The following is a 23866-nucleotide window of genomic DNA, read 5'->3' as shown; positions in this document are numbered from 1 at the left end:
ACATGCCATGCAAAAAGTGGCTCCGGCGCGGATCAGCTGCTGGCAGCGCTGGCAGCGCTCTGCGTCATGTGTCATTGCTCGTTGCGGTTCTTCCTGACAGTGGCGTCGTCCTCCGGATTGGACTGACCGCGAAGTTCGCGGCGTCCTCGTGGCGCGTCGCCGGATGGTGCCACCCCGGTTGGCGCGTTCCCGGAGGATACATTCCCGGAGGGTACAGAAGCGGCCGGAGGGGTCTCTGCCATAGCTGCGGGCTCAGTCTTTCCTTCAGGCTGGCGCCCGGCCCCGAGGACCGGCCGCAGCCCGCGCAGGCTGAGTGCCGTCCTGCCGTCGGCAAGGAGGGACCGCGGCGAGAACCTGGCCTGCTGGCGGCGCCAGAAACCCACAGCTCCCGTCATGTCCTTGAGTGATCCTTCCACGATGGTCCAGTATTCCCGGACTTCCGCTTCGCTCGGCTGCCCCGCGCCGAAGATGCTCGCATCGGCGCGGTGTGCCAGCAAGGTGGTAGTCGACTGGGTAGCGGGGAAAGCTTCAGCCAGGACGACGGCGGATTCACGCCGGGTGGCGCGGTGATCCACTCCTGCACCCATGTCAGTTGCGAGGCTCAGGAGTTCGTTCCACCCGCCGCCAACACGGCGGGCAGGATCGCCTTCCGTGAACCGGGCCTTTCGACGCCGGCCCTTCAGTAAGGCAATCAGCAGCAGGGGCAGCCCAAGGATGCCTATCGGGATCATGGCCAGGCCAATCGCGGCCAGAATGGGTCCCCAGAAGAGCCAGGGATTGTTCTTCTTCTGATCTGCATCCAATGCGTCCGGGGAGGAGTCCGGCGGCAGCTCAGCCGGCTCCTGTGGCGGGGGCGGCGGCTGCAGGACCTGGGGTTTGGGTTTGGACTTGCTCTCCGGATCCGGAGGGATGGGCACGTTGTCCTTAGGCGGAGTGGGGTCGAAAGCAACCCACCCCACGCGGTCAAAAGCGACCTCGACCCAGGCGTGCACGTCCTTACCTGTGATGTTGACTTCCCCGGCCCCGTTTTCAGGGCTCTTGGGATCGGGATAGAACCCCATGACCACCCGGGAGGGGATGCCGAGATGCCGGAGCATCAGTGACATGGCCACGGCGTACTGCTCGTCGTCGCCCAGCATCTGCTTGGCTGTCAGGAGGTTCCTGATCCGTGCAGAGCCGTGTCCGGAGACACTGGGCAACTGGCCCTCGGTGATGAGGCCGTTGCTGAAGGCGCCCTTTTTCTGGAAATGCGCTTCGATCTGGCGGACCCTGTCCACGGCGGTCGGAGCGTCGGCAGAAAGGTCATTTGCCTGGGATCCGACGACGGGCGGCACTTCAACGGCATCCGGCATGCTGAACTTGGCAAAGTCATATTGAGTGAGCTGGCCGTGTTCCAGTTTGACGGGATCCGCTACCTGGATGCTGTAGGAGTCTCCCTTGGACAGCCCTTTCGTGGTGACGGCGGTATCCGTGCCGGAGTTGAAGTACAGCCCTGCGGCTGCATTGCTCGAAGCCTGCGAAAAGCTCAGGCCCGTGGTTTTTCGCCCGCCCGGCACGAAGTAGCCCTGGTAGTCCTCCACTGTGATTTCCAGGGTGTAGTCAACGGTGGGCACGATGCCGTCAGTATCCGCCAGGGTGTTGATGGATCTGGCGTCGCCGACCTTGCTGAAGTTCCCTGAGCTGTTGGGATCGATGTTGTAGTTGGTTCCGTTGAACGCATCCAGTGCAGCAAGGCGAACGCGCCCGTCCTTGGGCAGGCCCTTGACCACGAAGAGCTTGTCGTCCTTCTTGTCCTTCACGAAGGTCCGGAAGCTGGCCAGCGGAGTGATGTAGTCCTTCGGGTCGAAGGGCGGAACGATCGTGTTCCTGAGGACGCGGCGGTCATCGCTAGCGGTGACCATGGGCGAGACTAGGGCCGTGATGCCGACGCTGAGTGCAATGACCCCCGCTGCCGTGGCCAACCGCCGGGTCCGCGCTCTGCGGGCGGTTGAGGCATCAGTCTGCGGGCTGTTGACTGAGACCTTGCGGGTATCGCTGCGCCGCAGGGCATCACGCCGGAAGGTAGCCCAGGCAATGGCCACCACCGTCAGGGCGATCCCTCGTTCCACCGTGAGGAAGCCTGCATTGGTGCTGAAGGCGATGCCGGTGACAAAGAGCACCAGGATCGGCAGCAGCGGCCAGTATGGCCCCTTCGAGCGCCAGGTCAGAAGGGCCGCGGCCAAGGCCGTGATGAAGGAACTGAGGAAGGGGACAATCAACACCCCGCCGGCGGTGCCAACGGGCACACCCACCGTCAGCATGTCCTTCCACGAAAAGACCACGCCCAGCAGCAGGGTCCGCAATGAATCCAGGGTGGGGATGAACCCGACAATGGCTGCGCCCGGAACCGCAACCACAGTACCGAGGACCAAGTAGGCGGCCAAAGCAATCGCCGCCGTGATCAGCAGGCCAAGCCGAAGGTGGGCGTTGAGGGCTGCTACGCCCAGGCCCAGGACGATTCCACCAAATCCGGCCACAAGGTAGTAAGGGTCGCCGCCGTAACTGAGGCTGAAGCCCAGCACGCCCAGACCCAGGAGTACGGTCAGGGCTGCAACGTCGACGGCGAAGTGCCACACCGGCCGCCCATCCAGGAAAGGGGACACTTGGGCGGGTGCTGCGGACTGGCGCCGGGTGCGGAGTCCGGTGGCGGAGCTCATGCTGCTGCCTTTCTGAGGACGATGGCCAGATCCGGCAGGTCTCCCAAGGTGAGAACAGTCAGGTCAGCGATGTTGGCACGTGAGGGCGCGGCGCCGGGCTGAAGGCGAACTGCCAGGCTTCGGACGCCTGCAGGGACGGAAGCAGCCGCCGATCGCAGTTGGGCAGGCGTGACCTGGCTGCCAACGATGAAGAACACGACTGAGGCATTGGGGACTTTATCGGCCAGGGTGCGGGCGAGGTCCACTGCGGTCTTGCGCATCGGGCTGCCAACGATCCTGGTCATGTCGTCGAGCATGTTCCGGCCGGTCTCGCAACGGAGCGGTCCTTTTTGGGTGAGGACATCAAGCTCACGCTGCTCTCTTATGGCTTGGCGGCCAATGGATGCAGCCACTGAAATGGCCATCTCGAATTCATGCTCGGAGCCATACTCATCGGTGTTGATGGACAGGGAGATGGCCAGGTGCGCGCGGCGCGTCTCCTCGAACTGGCGGACCATCAGCTTGTTGGTCCGCGCCGTCGTCTTCCAGTGGATATGGCGTCTGTCATCACCAGGCACGTAGTCGCGCAGCGCGTGAAAGGAAACGTCGGCGCTTGAGAGGTCAGTGGTGGGCATTCCTTCGAGGTCACGGATAAAGCCGGCAGCCGATCCGGCCAAAGCCACTGTCCTGGGGTGGACATAAAGGTCCTCGGGATCTGTCCACAGAACCTGCCTCCGCAGCAGGTGCAGGGGATCGGCCCGGACGGACCGGACCGGGCCGACAACGATGACCGCACGCCGCGCCGTAGGAATCGTGAAGAGATCCTCGTGAACCTGAGCGGGTTTCATTCGCGGCAGGTGGAAAATGGCCGTGGCTGCGCCCACCGGCAGTTCAAGGGCAGCCGGCAAGAGCGCCCGGGCTGAGGTGTTGGATACTGCGATGCTTCCTACCGCACTGTCGCCAACAGCCACCCTGGTGCGGGTGAGGTCCAGGATCACGCCATAAGATGACCTGCCAAGGACAAATCCCACCGCGATGACGAAGAGCACGAAGGCCGCTATGGCTGCTGCTTTGGCCTCCTGCCAGCCGAAGGACTGCCCTACCACCCACAGCAGGATGGACCCAGCCAGAATGGACCAGCCCAGCACGCTCACGATGGAGAGCACAGGCCAGACGAAGCGCAGCCACTGCGCCCGGACTACGCGCCAGACGGGCTCCACTGCGAGTTGGGCTGTGCTGAGGGCTTCCGTCCAGACTGCCGAGGGACGGAGGAGCTTGCCTCTGTTTTTTGTTGGAAGCAAGTGCCCTGCAGGCCGGAACTGGCGGAGGCGTTCAGCAAGCCGGTTCAACGGAGTGCTGCGGAACATAATGAGGCCTTTGATCGCGTACTGACTGGGATGGTTTTTGGGAAGGACTTTGCTACGCGTTTGCGCGCTGCTGGGGAGCTGCCACGTCGGCAAGCACACGCGCCAGAATTGCCTCGGGGGTGGCTCCGGAGAACTCGGCTTCGGGGTCCATCACAAAGCGGTGAGTCCATACGACGCCGGCAAGGTCCTTGATGTCGTCCGGAAGAACGAAGTTCCGGCCCTGGCTTGCTGCCCAGACCTTAGCCGCGCGGACCATGGCCAAGGCACCGCGTACAGAGACGCCCAGGCGGGTCTCAGGGGCGTTGCGGGTCTCCTCGCAGAGCCGGGAGATGTACTCGAGCACGGCGGTGTCCACGTGCGTGGTGGCGGCCAGGTCAGCCATGTCAGCGATGGCCTGGGTGGTGATCACCGGGGAAATGTCCTTGGAGCGGTCCTTCAGGTTGGTGCCTCCCAGGATCTGGACGGTGGAGGCGTGGTCAGGGTAGCCGATGGAAGTCTTCATGAGGAACCGGTCCAGCTGTGCCTCCGGCAGGCGGTAGGTGCCCGCCTGCTCGATAGGGTTCTGGGTTGCCATCACCATGAACGGGCGCCCGGCCTCGTACGTGACGCCGTCTACCGTCACGCGGGACTCCTCCATGACCTCCAGGAGCGCGGACTGGGTCTTGGGCGAGGCGCGGTTGATTTCGTCGGCGAGGACGATGTTGTTGAAGATCGGCCCCTTATGGAACTCAAACTTTTGGGTCTTCTGGTCATAGATGGTCACGCCGGTAACATCCGAGGGCAGGAGGTCCGGGGTGAACTGGATGCGGTTGTTTGAACCTTGAACGGTCGCCGCCAACGCCCGGGCCAGCGACGTCTTACCAGTGCCCGGGGCGTCCTCGAACAGCACATGGCCTTCCGCGAGCATGGCCGTAAAGGTCAAACGGATAACGTGTGCTTTACCGAGCACGGCGTGGCCGACGTTGGCAACGAGCTTCTCGAATGTTCCTGCAAACCAGGCGGCCTGCTCAGTTGTCATGGTCATGTGTAGTTCCTTTTTTCGTGTTCTGGTGAATTTCCCGGGCGAACTGATCTAAATTCGCCTAATTTCGGGTTAGTAGCTGGCCGGGCACGAGCCCATGCCTGAGGTCGAACTATTGACAGTGTCAGCCCGGATGAATCGGTATTCATTGGTCCAGCGGTTGCCGTCCTTGCTGTAGATATAGAACCAACGGCTCGATCCCCAGCCGTCGCGATAGCATTCCAGTTGCAAATTGGAGCCCTGCGGCATTTTGTACGAGGTGCAGGCGTCGCCACTCCAGTGATCGCCGGTGCCTTTTGCCTTCTCCAGGCAGCTGTTGACGTTAACCACCGCGGCCCAAGTTCGTGGTCCCGGCGGAGGTGGTTCTGCGCCGCTGCGAGACGTGTCCGCGCCAATCCTGCCCGGCTGTTCACCACTGATGGCCCGCACCTCAAGGCGATGAGCTTCGCCGAAGCCGACGCTATCGGAGAAAGAACGCTGCTGCGTGTTTTGCCAGCTTCCTCCGTCCATCCTGTACTGATAGCCAGACACCGGGCGGCCATTGCCGCTGGGTTGGGTCCAAGTCCAGGAAACAGTCCTATCCCCGACGCCGCTGCTGTTGCTCCCAGTTACGGTCGGCGCGAAGGCGAGCCCATAGGGATTAACCGCGTTGGATGCGGGACTGGCATCGCCAGCCGTGGAACTGCGGGAAGAGACAGCCCAGACCACGACCGCTGTCTCGGTGCCGTTGGCTGCGGGGACTACGCCTCCACCGGCAGGAATGTCTCCGCTGCCGCCACCCGTAGTCAACCGGTACTTATATGTAATCTCGCCAGCAGTAGATCCGTTGCGCTGGGCAGCGGTCAGCGCCGGGAATTTCACATCGATCTTTCCCCCGTCGCCATTGGTGTCGACGAGGCTAGCGGTCGGGGTCCCCACCATGTCCGGCTTGCCTGCTGCGCGGATGGGTGCCGACTGTGCGCTGTCACCACTGGTCCCCGCCTTGTTGGTGGCGGAGACCGTAAAAGAGTAGTCGGCTTCGGAGTTGGCCACCTTCACGTTCTGCGAAGTCCCGGACGTCACCGGTTGGCTCGATACAGCGGCTCCTCCATGCCACGTGGTGAGAGTATAGGAGGAGACGGCGTCGCCATTGTTGGCCGGGGGCGTCCACGTGACCTGGAGCTGGCTCTCCGCTCCGAGGGAACCGGCCTGCGAGGCTGAAGGCGCAGCGGGCGTTGCCGGCACTCCTGCGGGTACTTCCGACGCCGAATAAACGCTCCATTCGGACGGTTCCTTCGCATCATTGCGGGCGAGCACGCGCACCTTGTACGCGACGCCGTTTTGAAGGCCCTTCCAGACGTAGCTGGCTGCCGTGAGGTTTTGGATCTGCGCGTTCTGCCCGGCCGGAGCCGGAGAAATCTCCAGGTCATAAGACTTCACCGGTGAACCCTTGCTGGCCGGCGGCACCCAGGTCACCGTCAGCTCCTTGTCGCCGAACTTCAGCGCTGGGGCGAGTGGAGTGTCGGGCTTTACGTCGGGACGGACTTCAGCCGACGCCGGGGACCTGTCAGATTCATCGATGGCGTTGGTGGCCGTCACCTGGAAGTGGTACTTGGTGTTGTTGGTCAGCCCGGTCAACGTGCAGGTGTTTGCAGGGCAATCCTGCTGGTAGCCACCTTCTCCATAGACCGTATATTTGGTGATGGGAGACCCCCGGTCGGCCGGCGCCTGCCAGGTCAGCAATGCGCTTTCGTCACCGACGCTTTGGGCCTGCGGTGTGGTCGGAGCGGCAGGCTTGTCTTTGACCGTCAGGCGGATCCGGCCGGTGGCGTATCTGGAGGATTCCTCGGTCTTGTCTGCCACGGTATAGGACACAACCATGGTTCCTGTAAATCCAGTGGACGGTGTGACATTAAGGGAGCCCCCAGCCACTGCAACGTCTCCGGTGCCTGTTTCCGTAACAGCTGAGATGATTGTCAATGGCGTTTCGGGAAACGGATTCGAGTCGTTGGCGAGAACATTGACCGTCACGGGTTTTCCGGCCGCCGCATTCGGTTCAAGATCGTCGTTGGCTACAGGCTTAGGCCGGTCGGAGGCCGTAATAGCAAACTGGAACGTGGCCGTGGCTTCCAGGCCCCTTGGGTCCTTTGCCTTCACCTGCACGGCTCCAACAGCGCCGACATCGCTGCCATCGCTGCCGGAAATTCTCAATGACTTGCCGTCGATGGTGGTGTTGAACCCGGTGGGGTTGCCGCCAATAATCTCGTACTTCATGTTTTCGAGGTCGTCCCGGTCGGGATCTGCAGTCAGCTTGCCCAGGTCTGTAGTTGCCGAATCCCCCTTGGGTACATCCACTGACCCTCCGAGCAACGTTGGCGGGTTGTTCCGGTTGGGGTCGGGCAGCACCTTGGTCCGGATGCTGAGGGTGGATTTGAGGCCGGCCGGATCGTCGGGACCGGACCCGTCCGTAACTTCAAAGCTGATGGAACCAGGTCCGACGTAGTCCGCCCCGGCCGTATATTTCAATTCTGAGTTGTTACCGCCGATGGGGTCACTCCCATCGGCGCCGATGAGCTTGACGCGGTCACGTTGCGTCAGCCGTGGCGTATGCCCCTCACGGACCTTCACCCACTCATTCAGGTTGACCGTGACCGACTGCCCGGCCACCACTTCGAGGACTTCATCCTTGGACAGCGTGGGAACCTGCTGGCCGATTCCTGGCACCCAGATGATGGCCGTGGACTTTTGCCCGTCGACGTCCTCCACCTCGTAGGGAATGAGTTGTGGCTGCTCGGTGAGCTGCACAACCATGTTGCCTTCGGTTCCGGGAGCTGCCGTCGCGGTCTGGGCGGTGACTTTCAGGTTTTCCCCGACACCGTCCGGATCTTCATCGTTTTTCAGCACGGGAACGTCGACGGCGGTCTTGCCCAACGTCTGCGCGGAGGTGACACGGTCATCGCGGGCGATAGGTGCCTTGAGGGGTACCTCGTTGTCGGCCAAGACGCTAATGGAGGCTTTCGCCGACGCATCCCGATCGTCTGCAATCGTGTAACCGACATTGACTGTGCCCTCAGCGGAGGGTGCGAGCAGGATGATCCGGCCACTCTGCTTGCTGACAGTGGCCCGCAGTGCGGGATCTGCCTCGATACCATCGGTCAGGATGCGGATGAGGTCGCCGTCAGGATCACTGTCATTGCCAGTGGCATCAACGGCTATCTGGCGTCCCGGGCGCACCTTGACTTCGTCATCCACGGGCGTGGGTTGCTGGTTGGTGTCCCCTCGCGGAGCAATACCGATGGTCACGGTGCCGGTGTTCACGGCACCCTGGCGGTCCACCACTTTGTAGCGGAAGGTGTCGGTCCCCGCGCCGTCTCCCGCCGCCGTAAAGTCGATGAAGTTGCTGCCGACCGTGGCAGTGCCCATGTTGGGCGAACTGTCGATTCCCGTAAGTTGTACGGAATCGCCGTCGGGGTCTATCCCGTCCAGGGGCACCGGAATCCGAACTGAACCGGCAGCAACCACCCTCGCCGTCAGGTTCCGCGGCTGCGGACGTGAGTTCTCCGCCCCTTCAAGGGGCAGGATGTGGATGGTGACCGCTGCGGCACTCTTCTGGCCCTCGGGGTCGACGGCGTTGTAGATGGCGCGGACGGTCTTTGGCTGGCTCCCGGCAATGAACCGAAGGGAATTCTCCGACACGAAGCTCTTCCCGTCCTCCGCGGGAACCTCTTGCGGCAACACCGGATCAACTGTGAGCTTTTCGCCCTGCGGGTGGGTGTCGTTATCCAGGACGGGGATGGTCACGACGTCGTTGACGCGTACGTTCACTTCGTCCGGCTTGGGCTGAGGTGCTTCAACGACGGCGGGCGCAGGGACAGGAACAACGGAGACGCTGCCCGTGGCAGACTTTTTTCCATTGGACACGGTGTAACTGAAAATAAAGGGATCCTTGGTGCCCACCAGGTCGGTGATGCGCAGGACGCTGTGGTCGATGACGCTCACTGAGGCTGTGGAGTTTTCGGGCATGGATACCGACTGCAGCACCAGCACTCCCCCGGAAGGATCGGAGTCGTTCGCGAGCGGGTCCAGCAGCACGCTGCCGCCCACGGGCATGAGGGCGACGTCGTGGACAGCCACAGGATTGCCGGTGTCCTTCCCCGATTCAACATCGACACGGATCAGGCCCTGGCTGCTTTGGGGACCGTTGCTGGCAATATACGTCAGGTAAACCGGCCCCGGCGTCCCGCTGCGGAAAGTAAACGTGCCGCCTTCGGTAACAGGACCAGGCTCCGCAGGACCGGAGGCTTCCACCTGGGCGAGCCTCAGTGCGCCGCCGTTAGGGTCGACGTCGTTCTTCAGGGGTGCGATCACCAGGTCCTGGCCGACGACGGCGGTGACGTGGTCAGCATTCACAACCGGGGCCAGAGCGCCAGGGGGCTGAACGTTGATAACTACCTTGCCCGTAACTGTGGCGCGACCGTCCCAGATGGTGACCGTAACGTTTTTCTTGCCCGCGGCGGCTCCTGAGTCCTGATAGGTAAGGAGTCCATCCCGCCGCACCTTGACCTGGTCCTGGTCGTTGTCCGCCTTCGCGTCCATCAGTACGAGATCGTCGCCGTCGGGATCCATCCAGTCCGTCAGGATATTCTGGCTGACGGTTTTGCCCTGTTCCACAAGCATGGTGGTGGGTTCGCCGCGCTTGAAGACCGGCAGACGGTTCTCGTCCGGACCCACAACGTTAAGCGCGATGCTGCCACCCGCGGAGAGTCCCCGCCCGTCCGAAGCGTTGTAGTCAAAGGTTTCCACGCCCGGTTTGGCATCGGCCGGAATACTGACCTGGAATGCTGTTCCGCCGTAAATGTTCTCCAGATTCCCTGTCTTGGGGCCGGACGTTCCAACAGAGGCGGTGAGGACGTCGCCGTCGGGATCGGAGTCGTTGTCCAGCACCGGAAGGATGCTGGTGCGTCCCGGCCTGACTCCGAAGGCGTCAGGCTTGGTTTCGGGCGGGCGGTTCGGTTTGGTGCGGTCCGGCAGGATGTTGATGGTGTTGTTGTCGGCTGAGTCCTTGTCCTGCTCATCAGATTCATTCTTGGGTGGGACAACGTCGTCCCAGTTGTTCACCAGCTGCATGTTCTGGTTCACCAGCCACACATTGCCCGAATTCACATCATTAAGAACCACCAGATCCCGGTTCACCCGGAACACATACTCCGGAGACGCACTGGCCTTGGGAACATCAACGTTCTTGTCATCAGCGTCATTGACGCACTCGCGCACATACCTGTTCGCCCCCGACCACGCAGCATGCACACAGCCGCCCAGCTGCACCGGCGCCGCCGGAACACCCTCACCATTGAAGGTCACCGTCTTCGCCGTCGACCCGCCCAACGGCTGCAACAACAACGCCTTCGGAGTCGCCACCGCCACAGCATCAGAGGCAGGACCACTCTGCTGCAGCTTCGCGTCCTTCGCATCCGCCAACGCCAGCTCCCGCCCGCCCGGCAAAAACAGCTTCCCCCGCCCAGCATCCAACACCACCGGCTGATCCCCCACCACAGCCAACTGCAAATCACCGGCCCCCTTCAAGGCCTCCCACGTGCTCTCCTGAACCCCCGTGGACACACCCTCCGCATCCACAGACGTCACAGAAACCCTGCCTGTCTTCGGATCAGCACTGTAGATCCGGTCATCAGCGCCCACAGCCGACACCAAACCCTGCGAACCCACCACCACCGGCTCGCTGGACTCCTCATCAAAACCATTAACAGTGGACGGCGACAACGCCCACACCGTCCCCTTACCAGGATCAGTCACCGCCAAAACACCCCGGCCAAAACTCACATCCGCGGACCCCGGCAACTTCTTATCCCCACCCAGACGCATATTCGCCGCCGACACCTGATTCAACGTCGAACCCGTCGGATCATCAACAAAAACATCCCCGGCACTCTGCAACACATCAAAAGAAGTACTCGCCGGCGTCACCGCCCCATCCAGAACCCGCGACGGATAATTCAACCGCCCCACAGCATTCCTGGACTTACTCACAACCCAGACACCACCATCGTTCAACTCCACCTCAGTGGTCTTAAACCCCGGATAAACCACAGCACCAACCACCAACGCAGCACCAGCCACCGCAAAAACAGCCCCACTAAAAAAACCCCTGCGGCGCCGACGAGACCCAGACCTGCCGAACAGATGTGTCACAGCCCTACAATTCCCCCGCAATAAAAGCCACCAAAAAAGCAGCACAAGACCAACCAAAAGACCAGAAAGGACACGACGGACCCGATACAGGGCTCTCCGTTACCCGCCACAGCCTACCCAAGCATTCCAAAGCCTGCGATGGGGAGAACTTCCCGCGGCGCCAAGTGGCAACGCGTCCGTCAGCACGGTGGCACCCCTTGCACGCCGGGTTCTCCCAACGCCGTGGAGCCCGCGACGACGTAACGCCCCACGTTCCGCCCTGAGCCGGCTTCTATCCGGTACCAGGTTCGGATCGGGTTGGGGGTCCAATGGTCGCTTTGAATGATGTAGCAGCGCACCACAATGGGGTCGGCATCGGCCACGTAGAACCACGGCTCGCGATGGGCGTTGATGCCGTCACAGTCGTAGTACGGCGCAGGCCGGTAGTTTGCTCCGCCAAGGGTGTAAGTACAGGACCGCACAAAGTTGGGATCCGCTGTGCTCATCCTTGTTGTCCATTCCCCCATCCGACCGGATTGGGCACTGGCAGTGGCGATCGGCCCGCCTTGACCCAGTGAATTGAACGTCTGGACCTGGATGCTGTGCCGTTCATCAAAGCCCGCGGTATTAATAACCCGGCTGCCTGATGGAGCTACCGTTTCCCAGTTGCCCGAGCCGTCGAAACTTATCCTGGTCTGGGCGACATCGTTTGTGGCCGTGGGTGAGGACCAGCTCAGCGTCAGTGATTTCTGGTTCATTCCACCGTTGGTTCCGGATGCCGACGGCGTTCCTGGCGCCCCGTAGGGCGTGACGGACGCCTTGGTGCTGGCATCCGAACTGGGCGCCACGGTGGAATGGGCGATGATCGTGATATCGGTCGCCCTGCCGTTGGCGAAGCCGCCCACCGTCTGCCCCGGAAGGATGGGACCCGTCTGGCCGTCGGCCGTAGCGTAATAGGTGTAGGACACCTCGTTGGCAGCTGAACCGTTCCGCTGATCCGGTGTGAGCTGATTGAAGTTGATAGTGACCTCCCCGCCGTTGCCGCCCGTATCGGCCGGTGTGGCGCTCACCCCGGTCACTTGCCCGAGCTTTCCCGTGGCACGTCGAGGGGCAGATGGCGCGCTGACGGCTCCCTTGCCGGCCTTGTTTTCCGCCTGCACGGTGAAGGTGTAGGCGGCTTCGGAGTTGTTGGCGGTGAATGTGGCGGTCCGGACCGTTCCCGTGATGGTCTGGGTTTGAGCCGCTGAGTCCCCGCCGCTCATGGTGACGTAGTAGTTCCTGATCGGATCGCCGTTGGTGTTCGGCTCTGTCCAGTTGACCGTCAGCTGGTTCTGGTTGCCGACGGAGGATGCCACCGCCGAGGTTGGGGCCGCGGGTGCGCCCGGAACGCCGGCCGGATTATCCTCCGGCGAATAGAGTCCCCAGTCGGAGGGGCCAAGCTCGTTCACAGCCTGCGCCCTCACCTTGTACTTGACGCCGTTGGTGAGGCCGGGCCAGGTGTAGTTCAGGCCCGCCACATCGTTTTTGACGGCGATGCCGTTGGCCGGGGGCGGGGAGATCTCCAGGTTGTAGGTCTTCACGGCGGAACCCTCGGTCTGTGCCGGCTGCCAGGTGATCACCATGTCCCTATCCCCGGCTTTTACTGCCGGGGCATCCGGCGGCGAGGGCTTCTCGTCGGGCCGGATCTCGTTGGAGGGGGCTGATGGCGCGGACTCGTCAACCTCGTTGGTGGCCGTCACCGTGAAGACATACTTGACGTCGTTCGTCAGGCCAGTGAGGGTGCACGTCGTCGTGGCGCACTTTTGGGTGAACGAGCCGGACCGGACCGTATATTCGGTGATCGCTGACCCGTTGTCCGACGGCGGCTGCCATTTGAGCACCGCCGTCCGGCTTCTCACGTCGGTGGCGGCTGGAGCGGAAGGAGCATCCGGCTTGTCGCGTACCGTAAGCCTGATGCGTCCGCTCGCCTGCCGGGAGACGTCGTCCGTTTTGTCCATGACCGTATAGCGCACCACCATGACGCCCTTGAAGCCGTCTGCCGGCGTCACCGAAATGGAGTCTCCGGAAACGGAAGGCTGGCCCGCCGCCGACCCGGTTTCCACGGTTGCCGCAACAATCTTCAGGGCAGCGTCGTTGAAGGGATTGAAATCATTGGCGAGGACATTGATGGTTTCCGCACGCCCGGCGTTGGCCTTGTCCACGACGTCGTCGGTGGCAACGGGCATCGGCCGGTTGGAGGCGACGTACTTAGCTGAAATGGTTGCCTTCACTGCCGGGGAACGAGCGTCTGTGACGCGGACAGGGATGCTGCCGACGAAACCCAGGACGACGGAGTTTTCCGCGCTGACCTTGAGCTCGCTTCCTTCAATCGCTGCCTTAAACCCCGTGGGCAGCGTACCGTCGAGCTCGAACTTGAGCTTGTCCTGGTCCTGCTCGTCAACGTCTTTGGCGAGGCCCCGCAAGTCCACGGTGGCCGTTTCGCCCTTGGGTACGTCCAGCGAAGTACCGCTGAAGGTGGGCGGGTGGTTTGCGGTGGGGTCAGGAATGACCCGCGTCATGATGGTCAGCGTGGACGTGAACCCTGCCGGATCATCCGGACCCGTCCCGTCGGTCACTTCGAAGGTCAGGGAGCCTGGACCTGCGTAGTCCGGCTTGGCGGCATAACGCAGTCCGGTTCCGTTGGAGGTGATCACGTTGGACGGATCCGCACCCTGAACATGTACTTTGTCGGCCACGGTAATCCTTGGCGACCGTCCCTCCCGGACCCTGACGTACTCGTTTAGGTCAAGGGTCAGTTCCTTGCCGGCCATCACTTCCACTACATCGGAATTGGCCAGGGTAGGCAGCTGTTCCGCCTGCCCGGGAACCCACATCACGGCGGTGGCCACTTGGCCATCGGCATCTGTGACGGTATAGGGAATGAGTTGTTCCTGTGGGGTCAGGGTCACGACCACGCTGCCTTCGGCTGCGCGCGCATTCGGATTTCCATCCGGCAGACCGATGGAAAGTTCGGCTGCGACGCCGTCCGGATCCACGTCGTTCTTGAGCACCGGCACGTCCACCGCGGACTTTCCCAGGGTTTCAGCCCGGGTCACGTGATCATCTTCGGCCACGGGCGGTTTCAGCTCTGCGTCAAGGCTGATCTTCACCCTGATCACGGCGCCGGCGCTGGCACTCCTGTCATCCTGGATTGAATAACGAACGCTTTCATTCCCGGCAACAGCGGGAGCCGTCAGCAGGACCTTGGAGCCTTCCGCGGCCTGGACCTGAAGCTCCGGGCGCGCCTCGAAGCCGTTCGCCACCAGTGCTACCGGATCGCCGTCGGGGTCGGAGTCATTGGCGAGTACGTCGACGGCGATATTGCGGCCTGGGCGCACTTCCACCGAATCGTCGACGGCCAACGGTTTTTGGTTGTTCGGCTCCGGCGGTGCAATGCCCACAATCACCGTGCCCGTGTTTTCCGCTCCAATACGGTCGCGGACTATGTAGGTGAAGGTATCTGTGCCTGCTGAGTCACCTCCTGCGGTGAACTCCAGATATCCCTCCCTCACAATGGCAGTTCCCATCGCAGGCGCCTGGTCGATCCCGACCAGCTGAACGGAGTCGCCGTCGGGGTCAACGCCGTTCAGTTCAACCGGGATCTTCACTGTCATCCCAGCGACGACACGGGCCGTGAGGTTCCGGGGCTCTGGGCGCGTGTTCCGGGCATCGTCCCTGGCCGCAATCCTGATGGTGACCTGCTGGGAGTCTGTCTGTCCGGATTCATTCCGGACCTTGTAGATGGCGTAGACCGTCTTGGGTACCTCGCCGGCAATAAATCGCAACGAGTCTCCAGCGGTAAAGATCCGCCCGTCGGCGGCGTCGGGTTGCTGGGCAAGATCCGGAACCAGCGTCAGCTTCCCGCCATTAGGATCTGAATCATTGGCCAGAACAGGCACAGTGACAACGTCCCCCACACGGACGATTGCTTCATCCGGTTTGGCCTGCGGCGGCTGGAGCTTTTCGGGTGCCGGGACCAGCAGGATTGCTATCTCCCCGGTAGCGGACGCTTTGCCGTTGGAAATGGTGTATTTCATCGTTAGCTGGCCTTCAGCCCGGATGTCGGTAACCTTCACCACCGAGTGGTTCAGGACTGACACGCTGACAGGCAAACCATCGCCGGCAGTTACTGATTGAACCACCAGCACTCCCCCTGAGGGATCCGAATCGTTGCCGAGGACGTCCACCAGGACGTTCCCTCCGGTGGGGAGCAAGGCGATATCCCGTACAGCAACCGGCGCGCCTTGGCCGTTTGCCTCCACCACGTCAATGCGGACCAGTTGCTGCGCACTCGCGGGACCATTAGTCACAAGGTAGGTCACGTAGTGGGGCCCTGGAGTGGCGGAATTAAAAGTGAAGGTCTGCTGGTCGGCGCCGATGGTGGCTGATGACTGCGCATCAGGCGTTGCCTGGGCCAGCCGCAATGAGCCGCCCTGAGGGTCTACGTCGTTGCCAAGCGGTGCGATGACGGTATCGGTCCCCGCGACAGCTACAACATGGTCTGCATTGGCCACGGGAGGAAGCGCCCCGGGTGCCCGGACGTCGACGATAATCTTCCCCTCGGCGGCCTTGGACCCGTCCGAGACCGTCACCGTCAGAGTCTTTCGTCCAGGCGCCGTTCCCGAGTCTTGGAAGGACAACAGGCCATCCGGGCGGATTTTGACCTGGTCGCGGGGATCGGAGCTTGCCACCCCCACCGCGAATAGATCGTCGCCGTCGGGGTCGATCCAGTCAGTCAGAATATTCTGGCTGATGAGCTTTCCGGATTGCACCACCAAGGCAGTGCTTCGGTTTGGTTTCTGCTGCGGGGCAGCATTCTCGGCGGCAGGAACAATCCTGAGCGTAACGTCGGCAGTTGCGGAGAGTCCCCGGCCATCATCTACTGTGTACGTAAAACTTTCAGAGCCTGACTTCTCTGCGGGAACAGCAATCTGGAAGCCTGTGCCGCCATAGATCGCAGAAAGCGCACCGGATTTCAGGGCCTCCGGCGTCCTGAGCGTGAGGACGTCGCCGTCGGGATCCGTGTCGTTGTCCAGCACCGGAAGGACGGTGGTTTTTCCCGCACGGACACCAAACACGTCCGGCTTTGCCAGCGGCGGATTGTTGGGCTTTGTCCGGTCTGGCAGGACGGTCTGTTGGACTTCGTCTGCTGAATCCTTGTCGGCATCGTCGGAGGTCTGCTTGGGTGGGACAACGTCGTCCCAGTTGTTCACCAGCTGCATGTTCTGGTTCACCAGCCACACATTGCCCGAATTCACATCATTAAGAACCACCAGATCCCGGTTCACCCGGAACACATACTCCGGAGACGCACTGGCCTTGGGAACATCAACGTTCTTGTCATCAGCGTCATTGACGCACTCGCGCACATACCTGTTCGCCCCCGACCACGCAGCATGCACACAGCCGCCCAGCTGCACCGGCGCCGCCGGAACACCCTCACCATTGAAGGTCACCGTCTTCGCCGTCGACCCGCCCAACGGCTGCAACAACAACGCCTTCGGAGTCGCCACCGCCACAGCATCAGAGGCAGGACCACTCTGCTGCAGCTTCGCGTCCTTCGCATCCGCCAACGCCAGCTCCCGCCCGCCCGGCAAAAACAGCTTCCCCCGCCCAGCATCCAACACCACCGGCTGATCCCCCACCACAGCCAACTGCAAATCACCGGCCCCCTTCAAGGCCTCCCACGTGCTCTCCTGAACCCCCGTGGACACACCCTCCGCATCCACAGACGTCACAGAAACCCTGCCTGTCTTCGGATCAGCACTGTAGATCCGGTCATCAGCGCCCACAGCCGACACCAAACCCTGCGAACCCACCACCACCGGCTCGCTGGACTCCTCATCAAAACCATTAACAGTGGACGGCGACAACGCCCACACCGTCCCCTTACCAGGATCAGTCACCGCCAAAACACCCCGGCCAAAACTCACATCCGCGGACCCCGGCAACTTCTTATCCCCACCCAGACGCATATTCGCCGCCGACACCTGATTCAACGTCGAACCCGTCGGATCATCAACAAAAACATCCCCGGCACTCTGCAACACATCAAAAGAAGTACTCGCCGGCGTCACCGCCCCATCCAGAACCCGCGACGGATAATTCAACCGCCCCACAGCATTCCTGGACTTACTCACAACCCAGACACCACCATCGTTCAACTCCACCTCAGTGGTCTTAAACCCCGGATAAACCACAGCACCAACCACCAACGCAGCACCAGCCACCGCAAAAACAGCCCCACTAAAAAACCCACTGCGGCGCCGACGAGACCCAGACCTGCCGAACAGATGTGTCACAGCCCTACAATTCCCCCGCAATAAAAGCCACCAAAAAAGCAGCACAAGACCAACCAAAAGACCAGAACAAAAAATAATGGAGGCGGCCGGCCACGGTGATCGGGCCGACGGTCAGCTCCGACTATCTCATAAGACCATCAATTGTATGAATAGGGCGGCCGCGATCCAGGACCCGATCTGGTCCAGGACAAGGCCTAGTCCAGGACCAGGCCGCGGCCGCTTCCCCTCGAAAGCAGCACCGGAAGGATTTCGCCGAAGCCACGCACGGTCTCCACGGGCTGCGGGACCAGCACGAACCGTTCGTCACTGTCCAGAGCGGCGGCAGTCACAGAATCCACCAGTACGGTGCCCGGGTCCGCCAGTGCGGTGAGGCGTGCTGCGAGATTCACAGTGGGTCCGTAAATGTCGCCCAGTCGTGACAGGATCCGGCCCCAGACCAGCGACACCCTGGCCTCCGGCAGAATCTCATCCTGCGTAAACGCTTCGGCAAGCGCCAGGGAGATTTCTGCGCCGGCGGCCGGCGTCTCGGCGATGTACAGGACTTCGTCGCCCACTGTCTTCACGAGCCTGCCGCCGCCGACGGAGATGATCTCGGCGCACTTGTTCTCAAAGCGCTGCACCAGCTGGGCAAGAGTCTTTTCGTTCATCCGGCGGGAGAGACTCGTATAGGAGACCAGGTCAGCAAAGCCGACGGCACGGGCCAAGGGCAACGGCGCGTCATCTTCGTCCCCTTCGCGGCCTTCTTCGCTGGCCTGCAGCCCGGCTTCGGCACGGACGGCCAGCCTTTGAACGCCGGCGTTGAGCTGGCGGCGCCACGAGTAGACCAGCATTTCCTCCAGGGCGTCCACCAGGGCCGGAAGTTCATTGACCAGGCGCTTGCGGGCGACGGCGTCCGGAACCCCCTGCTGATGAACCATGTCTTCCACAAGGGCTTCGATCTGCCAGACCACCATGCGGTCGGTCATTTGACCGATGGACCTCGTCACGGAAATAGCCGCCTCTTCCGTCAGCTTTCCGGTCCGGACGAGATCAACAACGGTGGAGAGCGCAGCCTGGTCCCGTTCGGTAAAGGCGACGTCCTCGTCGCCGAGATTGGGAAAGCCCAGGGCCCTCCAGAGCTTTCGCGCGGACAACAAGGAGAGACCTGCACCGGCCGCGACTTCACGCCGGCGCAGCTTTCGCTCACCGCCGAGCAACCGGGCTTCCAAGGCTTTTGCCGCCAGACGCTCCGCCGAGAAAGTGCCTGTGGCCGGGGGCCCGGTCACGGGGGCGAAATCAGCAGCGTCGGATTGGGGACCGCGCTCAGCAGCAGGTTCGGCGAACGGCGAGGCAGGGGCCGTTTCCAGGACGGCGTCTTCGATGGTGGCGGCCTCTACCACCGGTTCAATGGATTCTTCCGGTTCCTGCGCTTCTCCGCGTTCCGGTGTTTCTTCGTGTGTGAGTTCGCGTTCCCGTGATTCTGCCGATTCAGGAGTCTCTCCCGGTGGCTGAGTTTGCCCGGAGGCCAAGGGCACAGCTTCAGTGTGCTCACTGCCAGCGTTCATCTCTTCCACCTTCTCTCGGTCTCCTGGGCCGCTGTTGCGAACGGCCCTCCCAGTATCTGTCCACGTCCTCGAGCCCGTCTCCGCGGCTGTCCTCTTCTAAAAGGACCGAAGCCGGCGGCAGTTCATCGATGGCCTCAAGGACAAAATCACGGAACTTCCCCGCCTCCGGAACGTCCGCCAGCACCGCTGGATCATGATGCCCGGTATCCAAGGATATATTCCCTGAACGCAATATGCGTTGGAGCACCGACTGAACCACCCACACCTGCCGGATAGCTGCAAGGGAAACCTGCCATTCCCTGCGCCGCAACATTCCGTACTTGGCAACTATGCGCTGACTGGTCAATGTGTAGCGCGTCGACTGCCACCGCAAAGTGCGCGGAAGGCAGTACCCGCAGAGAACCCAGGCGACAAGCAGGATGCAGGCAGTCACCAGCCAAAACGTCCAAGCGGAGGTTACGACTGGAAACATCCTCGCAGGTTCCCCTTTGACGATCCATGCCGTTGCGAAGGCACCCACTGCTGGGACTGCGATGAAGAGAGCGGCCGGGATAATCAAAGTCCTCGGCTGGGGCCGCGTGACCACTATCACCTGTTCACCCGGCAACAGCTGTCTACGCATAACCGCTCTCGGTCGAACCCCCGGAACCGCTTCCTGATTCTTTCGAATCGTCTTGCCCTGGCGGAGTCCAGGGACGGAGGTGGACGACGTCGCCGGCGGTCACCACATGCTCGTGCGAAGCCGCGTCAACCACAAGAAGGGATCCATACTCGTCAAGCCTGGTGGCGTGGCCGATAATTTCGTGGTCGCCCGGCAGTTGGGCGCGCACCTGCTTGCCTAACGTCACCAGAACGCCCTGCACCCGCTTATGCAAGGATGGCCCACCCGCCATCCCTGCTGCGGGGTCGCCGTCGGCGTTACAGAAGCTGCGGTACAAGGTGGCGAACCGGGAAAGATAGCTTTTCAGGAGAACGGTGCGGTCTACGGTTTGGGCCTCTTCGAGCAACACAGACGTAGCGGTGGGAACGGGAAGCTCCTCCTGGGTCAACGTGACGTTCAGCCCGGTTCCCAGGACAACAGGTGGCACGCCTCCATCCCCCATGGGGCCCAGTTGGGCCAAAATCCCGGCAATCTTTCGTCCGCGGACTATGACGTCGTTGGGCCACTTAAGTTCAGCAGGGATGCCGGCCGTCTCCAGGAGTGCCTCGCGCAGGGCCAGGGCTCCCAGCAGCGAGAACCAGGAGTAGCTCTGCGTGGGCAGCGGCCGGCCCTCCGCGTTTACAGGCCGGAGGACCACTGAGACCAACACCGAGCTCAGCGGCGGGGCTTCCCAGCTGCGGCCAAGCCGTCCCCGGGCGGCGGTCTGGTGCTCGGTCGTTAATACAGAAAGGTCGGGCCAGGACCGGGGGTCAGTCGTGACAGCTTCCAGCAGATCGGCATTCGTAGAGCCGGTGGAATCGACCACGGTGAGCTGCGGAATTCCAGTGGCGGCCAGGAAATCCTCATTTACCAGCGCTGTCCGGTCCAGGCCTTTACGCTCGACTCCCCGTGCGGTGTGCTCCGGAAAGTCAACGGGTTCCTGGCTGTTATCCGACTGGGGGGCTTCCATAGCTGAATCCTATCGAGTTGCCACGTCGACGGCGGCCTCCGCGCGCCAGGCTCAAAGGAAAATGTCAGGAACAAGCCGGTCCTCGGGCACACCAAGGCTGTAGGGGGAAAAGTCCATGACTCCGGCGGCAATCAGGACTTCCTCGTCTGTGTAGAAATTCCCGCTCTGGGAAGCGGAACCTGACACTGCATTGCTTCCGGTCAGCACCGCGTGGGCAGCATCGGCGACGATTTCGGGTCCACGGGCGGCTTGGACCAGGTGGCTGCCACCGGGCATGTTCCGTATGGCAGCGGTATCAATGAGGGTCCGGGGCCACAGTGAATTGACGCTGATGCCGTCTGCTTTGAGTTCTTCTGCGAGACCGAGTGTGGTGAGGCTCATCCCGTACTTGGCCATGGTGTATGCCAAGTGCATGCCGGCCCATTTCGGGTCGAGGTTCAGCGGCGGAGACAGTGTCAGGATGTGGCCGTTATCGGAGCGGCGCAACGCCGGGAGAGCCAGCTTGGACAGCAGGAACGTGCCCCTGACATTGATGTCCTGCATCAGGTCGTAGCGCTTCATATCAATGGTATCGGTGCTTGAGAGGTCAATAGCCGAGGCGTTGTTGATCACTATATCGATCCCGCCGAACCGCTCGATGGCGGCATCAACGGCGCCCGCGACGTCGGCGTCGTTCCTGACGTCCCCAACGATGGGCAGCGCCTGGCCGCCGGCTTTCACCAACTGCTCCGCGGCACTGAAAACCGTGCCTTCAAGCTTTGCATGGGGCGTCCCCGTCTTGGCCATCAGCGCGATGTTGGCACCATCCCTGGCGGCGCGCAGGGCAATGGCCAGGCCGATCCCGCGGCTTCCACCGGACATCAGGATGGTTCGGCCAGAAAGGGAACCGGCGGCCTTGTACGGCTCTGCTGCGGCGCCCGAAGCAACGTTGCTTGAAGTCATGGGAACACTCTAGCCGAAGTATGTTACTGGTGAGTAACATGTTCGACCAAGCCGACCGGAGCACTGAACCTTGTAGGTTTTCTACAGCCATGCGGGTCCAAAACGTTACTAGACTAGCCAGCAGGGCCCGGATTTTGTGTGGATGCTACTTAAGTTCTGCACCCGGGAGCCAGCGACTATCAGCTACAGAGCCGGAGACACTTGATGAGCCACGATCTGACCACGACAGCGGGAAAGATTGCAGATTTCCGCGATCGCCAGGCGCGTGCCGAACAGCCCTCCGGCCCCGAAGCGATCGAAAAGCAGCATGCGCGCGGCAAGAATACCGCCCGGGAACGCATCGATCTCCTGCTCGACGAAGGCTCGTTCGTCGAGTTCGATGCCCTCGCCGTGCACCGTTCCACCGCTTTTGGGATGGAAAAGAAGAAGCCGCTTGGAGACGGGCTCGTTTCCGGCTACGGCACGGTGGACGGGCGGCCGGTTGCTGTGTACAGCCAGGACTTCAGTGTCTACGGCGGGTCCCTGAGCCAGGTCAACGGGGAAAAGATCGTCAAGGTCCAGGAATTCGCCCTTCGCAACGGCTGCCCTGTAGTGGGTATCCTCGATGGCGGCGGGGCAAGGATCCAGGAGGGCGTGGCCTCGTTGGCAATGTTCGCCGATATCTTCCGCAACAATGTCCACGCTTCCGGCGTTGTGCCCCAGATTTCCCTCATTATGGGCCCGTCGGCCGGTGGCGCAGCGTACTCCCCCGCACTCACTGACTATGTGGTCATGGTGGACAAGACCTCGCATATGTTCATCACTGGCCCGGACGTCATCAAGACCGTCACCGGTGAGGACGTGGACATGGAAACCCTGGGCGGCGCACGCCAGCACAACGCCACCACCGGAACCTCCACCTACCTCGCCGCTGACGAAGCCGATGCCATTGAGTTCGTCCGCGAACTGCTCGACTTCCTGCCCTCGAACAACCTCGCCGAGGCCCCTGTGCTGGAGCACCAGCAGGAGCTCGAGCTCGACGACGACGACCTTGCGCTGGATACGCTGATCCCGGATTCCGCGAACCAGCCCTACGACATGCGCAAGGTCGTTGAACAGATCGTGGACGACGCCCACTTCCTCGAGATGCAGGCCCTCTACGCTCCGAACGTCATGATTGGCTACGGACGGGTCGAAGGCCACACTGTGGGCATCGTGGCCAATCAGCCCATGCAGTTCGCAGGCACCCTGGATATCTCCGCTTCGGAGAAAGCCGCCCGCTTTGTCCGCCATTGCGACGCCTTTAACATTCCCATCATCACTTTGGTGGACGTCCCCGGTTTCCTGCCGGGCAAGGACCAGGAGTTCCAGGGCATCATCCGCCGTGGAGCCAAACTGCTGTACGCCTATGCCGAAGCCACTGTTCCCAAGGTCACCGTTATCACCAGGAAAGCCTACGGCGGGGCGTACATCGTCATGGGCTCGAAAAAACTGGGGGCTGACCTCAATCTGGCGTGGCCTACGGCGCAGATCGGCGTGATGGGAGCGCAGGGCGCGGTCAACATCCTGTACCGCCGCGACCTCGCAGCTGTGGCGGCAGACGGCGGCGACGTTGAAGCCAAGCGTGCAGAAGTGATCAAGCAGTATGAGGAAGAACTTCTGAACCCCTACCAGGCCGCGCAGCTCGGCTATGTTGACGCCGTCATTGTGCCGTCCGAAACCAGGGTCCAAATTATTAAGGGGCTGCGGGCGCTGCGGGACAAGCGTGCCAGCCTTCCGGCCAAGAAGCACGGAAACATCCCGCTATGAGCAATGAACTTCCTGCTGGGAGCCAGGGCGAAGGAATAGCAGCACCGCTGGCGCCGCCGCTCTTCTCCGTGACAAAAGGCGATCCCACAGCCGAGGAGCTCGCGGCGCTGACCGCCGTCGTGCTTTCACTCGGTGGCGGAGAACAAGCCGAACCGGCGAAGCCTACCGTCCGCGGCTGGGTCAGGCGTCAGCAACTTCGGCTCGCACCCACACCAGGGCCAGGGGCCTGGAAACGCAGCCGCGGCTGAATCCGTCCCCACCGCCTCCCTAACCTCGCTGCGCTCGGCCAGGGAACCCTCGGCGGCGGAGGCCCCTGCTACAGAAACCTCGCTGCGCTCGGCCAGGGAACCCTCGGCGGCGGAGGCCCCTGCTAATGGTTCAGTAAGTCTTTCATAACTGGGTTTGCGCCGTTA

General features: G+C 62.1%; 11 protein-coding genes. 2 read left to right on the top strand and 9 right to left on the bottom strand.

Features of this window, described 5'->3' with window-relative positions; all coding sequences use genetic code 11:
• Positions 1–71: 71 nt before the first annotated feature.
• From M1D88_RS06460 to M1D88_RS06420, 9 genes are all read right to left on the bottom strand, one after another.
• Positions 72–2696: a transglutaminase-like domain-containing protein gene (locus tag M1D88_RS06460; RefSeq protein WP_458113733.1), complete on the bottom strand. Its 2625-nt coding sequence runs from the start codon at positions 2694–2696 to the stop codon at positions 72–74.
• Positions 2693–4042 (bottom strand): DUF58 domain-containing protein, encoded by a 1350-nt coding sequence (locus M1D88_RS06455; protein ID WP_458113732.1) that lies wholly within the window; start codon positions 4040–4042, stop codon positions 2693–2695. The genes M1D88_RS06460 and M1D88_RS06455 overlap by 4 nt, the downstream gene beginning before the upstream one ends.
• Before the next feature lie 52 nt (positions 4043–4094).
• Entirely contained in the window at positions 4095–5066 is a 972-nt protein-coding gene (locus M1D88_RS06450; RefSeq protein ID WP_458113731.1) for an AAA family ATPase, read from the bottom strand.
• A 69-nt stretch (positions 5067–5135) separates the two neighbouring features.
• Entirely contained in the window at positions 5136–11249 is a 6114-nt protein-coding gene (locus M1D88_RS06445; RefSeq protein WP_458113730.1) for an Ig-like domain-containing protein, read from the bottom strand.
• A gap of 179 nt (positions 11250–11428) precedes the next feature.
• On the bottom strand, positions 11429–17437 hold the full coding sequence (locus tag M1D88_RS06440) for an Ig-like domain-containing protein (RefSeq protein WP_458113729.1): 6009 nt from the start codon (positions 17435–17437) through the stop codon (positions 11429–11431).
• Between the two features lie 326 nt (positions 17438–17763).
• Positions 17764–19113 carry an adenylate/guanylate cyclase domain-containing protein gene (locus M1D88_RS06435; RefSeq protein WP_458113728.1) on the bottom strand — a complete coding sequence of 450 codons (1350 nt, stop codon included), beginning with the start codon at positions 19111–19113 and terminating at the stop codon, positions 17764–17766.
• Entirely contained in the window at positions 19097–19585 is a 489-nt protein-coding gene (locus tag M1D88_RS06430; RefSeq protein ID WP_458113727.1) for a PH domain-containing protein, read from the bottom strand. Before M1D88_RS06430 ends, M1D88_RS06435 begins: the two co-directional genes overlap by 17 nt.
• 142 nt (positions 19586–19727) lie before the next feature.
• Positions 19728–20723, bottom strand: a complete 996-nt coding sequence (locus M1D88_RS06425; protein WP_458113726.1) for a biotin--[acetyl-CoA-carboxylase] ligase — start codon at positions 20721–20723, stop codon at positions 19728–19730.
• 51 nt (positions 20724–20774) lie between these two features.
• Complete coding sequence (locus M1D88_RS06420; protein ID WP_458113725.1) at positions 20775–21665, bottom strand: SDR family oxidoreductase; 891 nt, start codon at positions 21663–21665, stop codon at positions 20775–20777.
• 204 nt (positions 21666–21869) lie between these two features.
• On the opposite strand from M1D88_RS06420, the gene M1D88_RS06415 reads away from it, so the two are divergent.
• Positions 21870–23453, top strand: coding sequence for an acyl-CoA carboxylase subunit beta (locus M1D88_RS06415; protein ID WP_458113724.1), 1584 nt, complete (start codon positions 21870–21872; stop codon positions 23451–23453).
• The gene (locus M1D88_RS06410; protein WP_458113723.1) at positions 23450–23701 is read left to right on the top strand and encodes an acyl-CoA carboxylase subunit epsilon; all 252 of its coding nucleotides are present in this window, start codon (positions 23450–23452) and stop codon (positions 23699–23701) included. The genes M1D88_RS06415 and M1D88_RS06410 overlap by 4 nt, the downstream gene beginning before the upstream one ends.
• Positions 23702–23866 lie beyond the last annotated feature (165 nt).

It is taken from the genome of Arthrobacter sp. R1-13, assembly GCF_054161475.1.
This window is presented reverse-complemented; position numbering and strand designations above follow the sequence as displayed.

What these genes read in the sequence shown, in the direction of transcription:
- M1D88_RS06460 (WP_458113733.1), bottom strand. Translation starts at nt 2,696, where the DNA reads ATGAGCTCCGCCACCGGACTCCGCACCCGGCGCCAGTCCGCAGCACCC.
- M1D88_RS06455 (WP_458113732.1), bottom strand. Translation starts at nt 4,042, where the DNA reads ATGTTCCGCAGCACTCCGTTGAACCGGCTTGCTGAACGCCTCCGCCAG.
- M1D88_RS06450 (WP_458113731.1), bottom strand. Translation starts at nt 5,066, where the DNA reads ATGACCATGACAACTGAGCAGGCCGCCTGGTTTGCAGGAACATTCGAG.
- M1D88_RS06435 (WP_458113728.1), bottom strand. Translation starts at nt 19,113, where the DNA reads ATGAACGCTGGCAGTGAGCACACTGAAGCTGTGCCCTTGGCCTCCGGG.
- M1D88_RS06430 (WP_458113727.1), bottom strand. Translation starts at nt 19,585, where the DNA reads ATGTTTCCAGTCGTAACCTCCGCTTGGACGTTTTGGCTGGTGACTGCC.
- M1D88_RS06425 (WP_458113726.1), bottom strand. Translation starts at nt 20,723, where the DNA reads ATGGAAGCCCCCCAGTCGGATAACAGCCAGGAACCCGTTGACTTTCCG.
- M1D88_RS06420 (WP_458113725.1), bottom strand. Translation starts at nt 21,665, where the DNA reads ATGACTTCAAGCAACGTTGCTTCGGGCGCCGCAGCAGAGCCGTACAAG.
- M1D88_RS06415 (WP_458113724.1), top strand. Translation starts at nt 21,870, where the DNA reads ATGAGCCACGATCTGACCACGACAGCGGGAAAGATTGCAGATTTCCGC.
- M1D88_RS06410 (WP_458113723.1), top strand. Translation starts at nt 23,450, where the DNA reads ATGAGCAATGAACTTCCTGCTGGGAGCCAGGGCGAAGGAATAGCAGCA.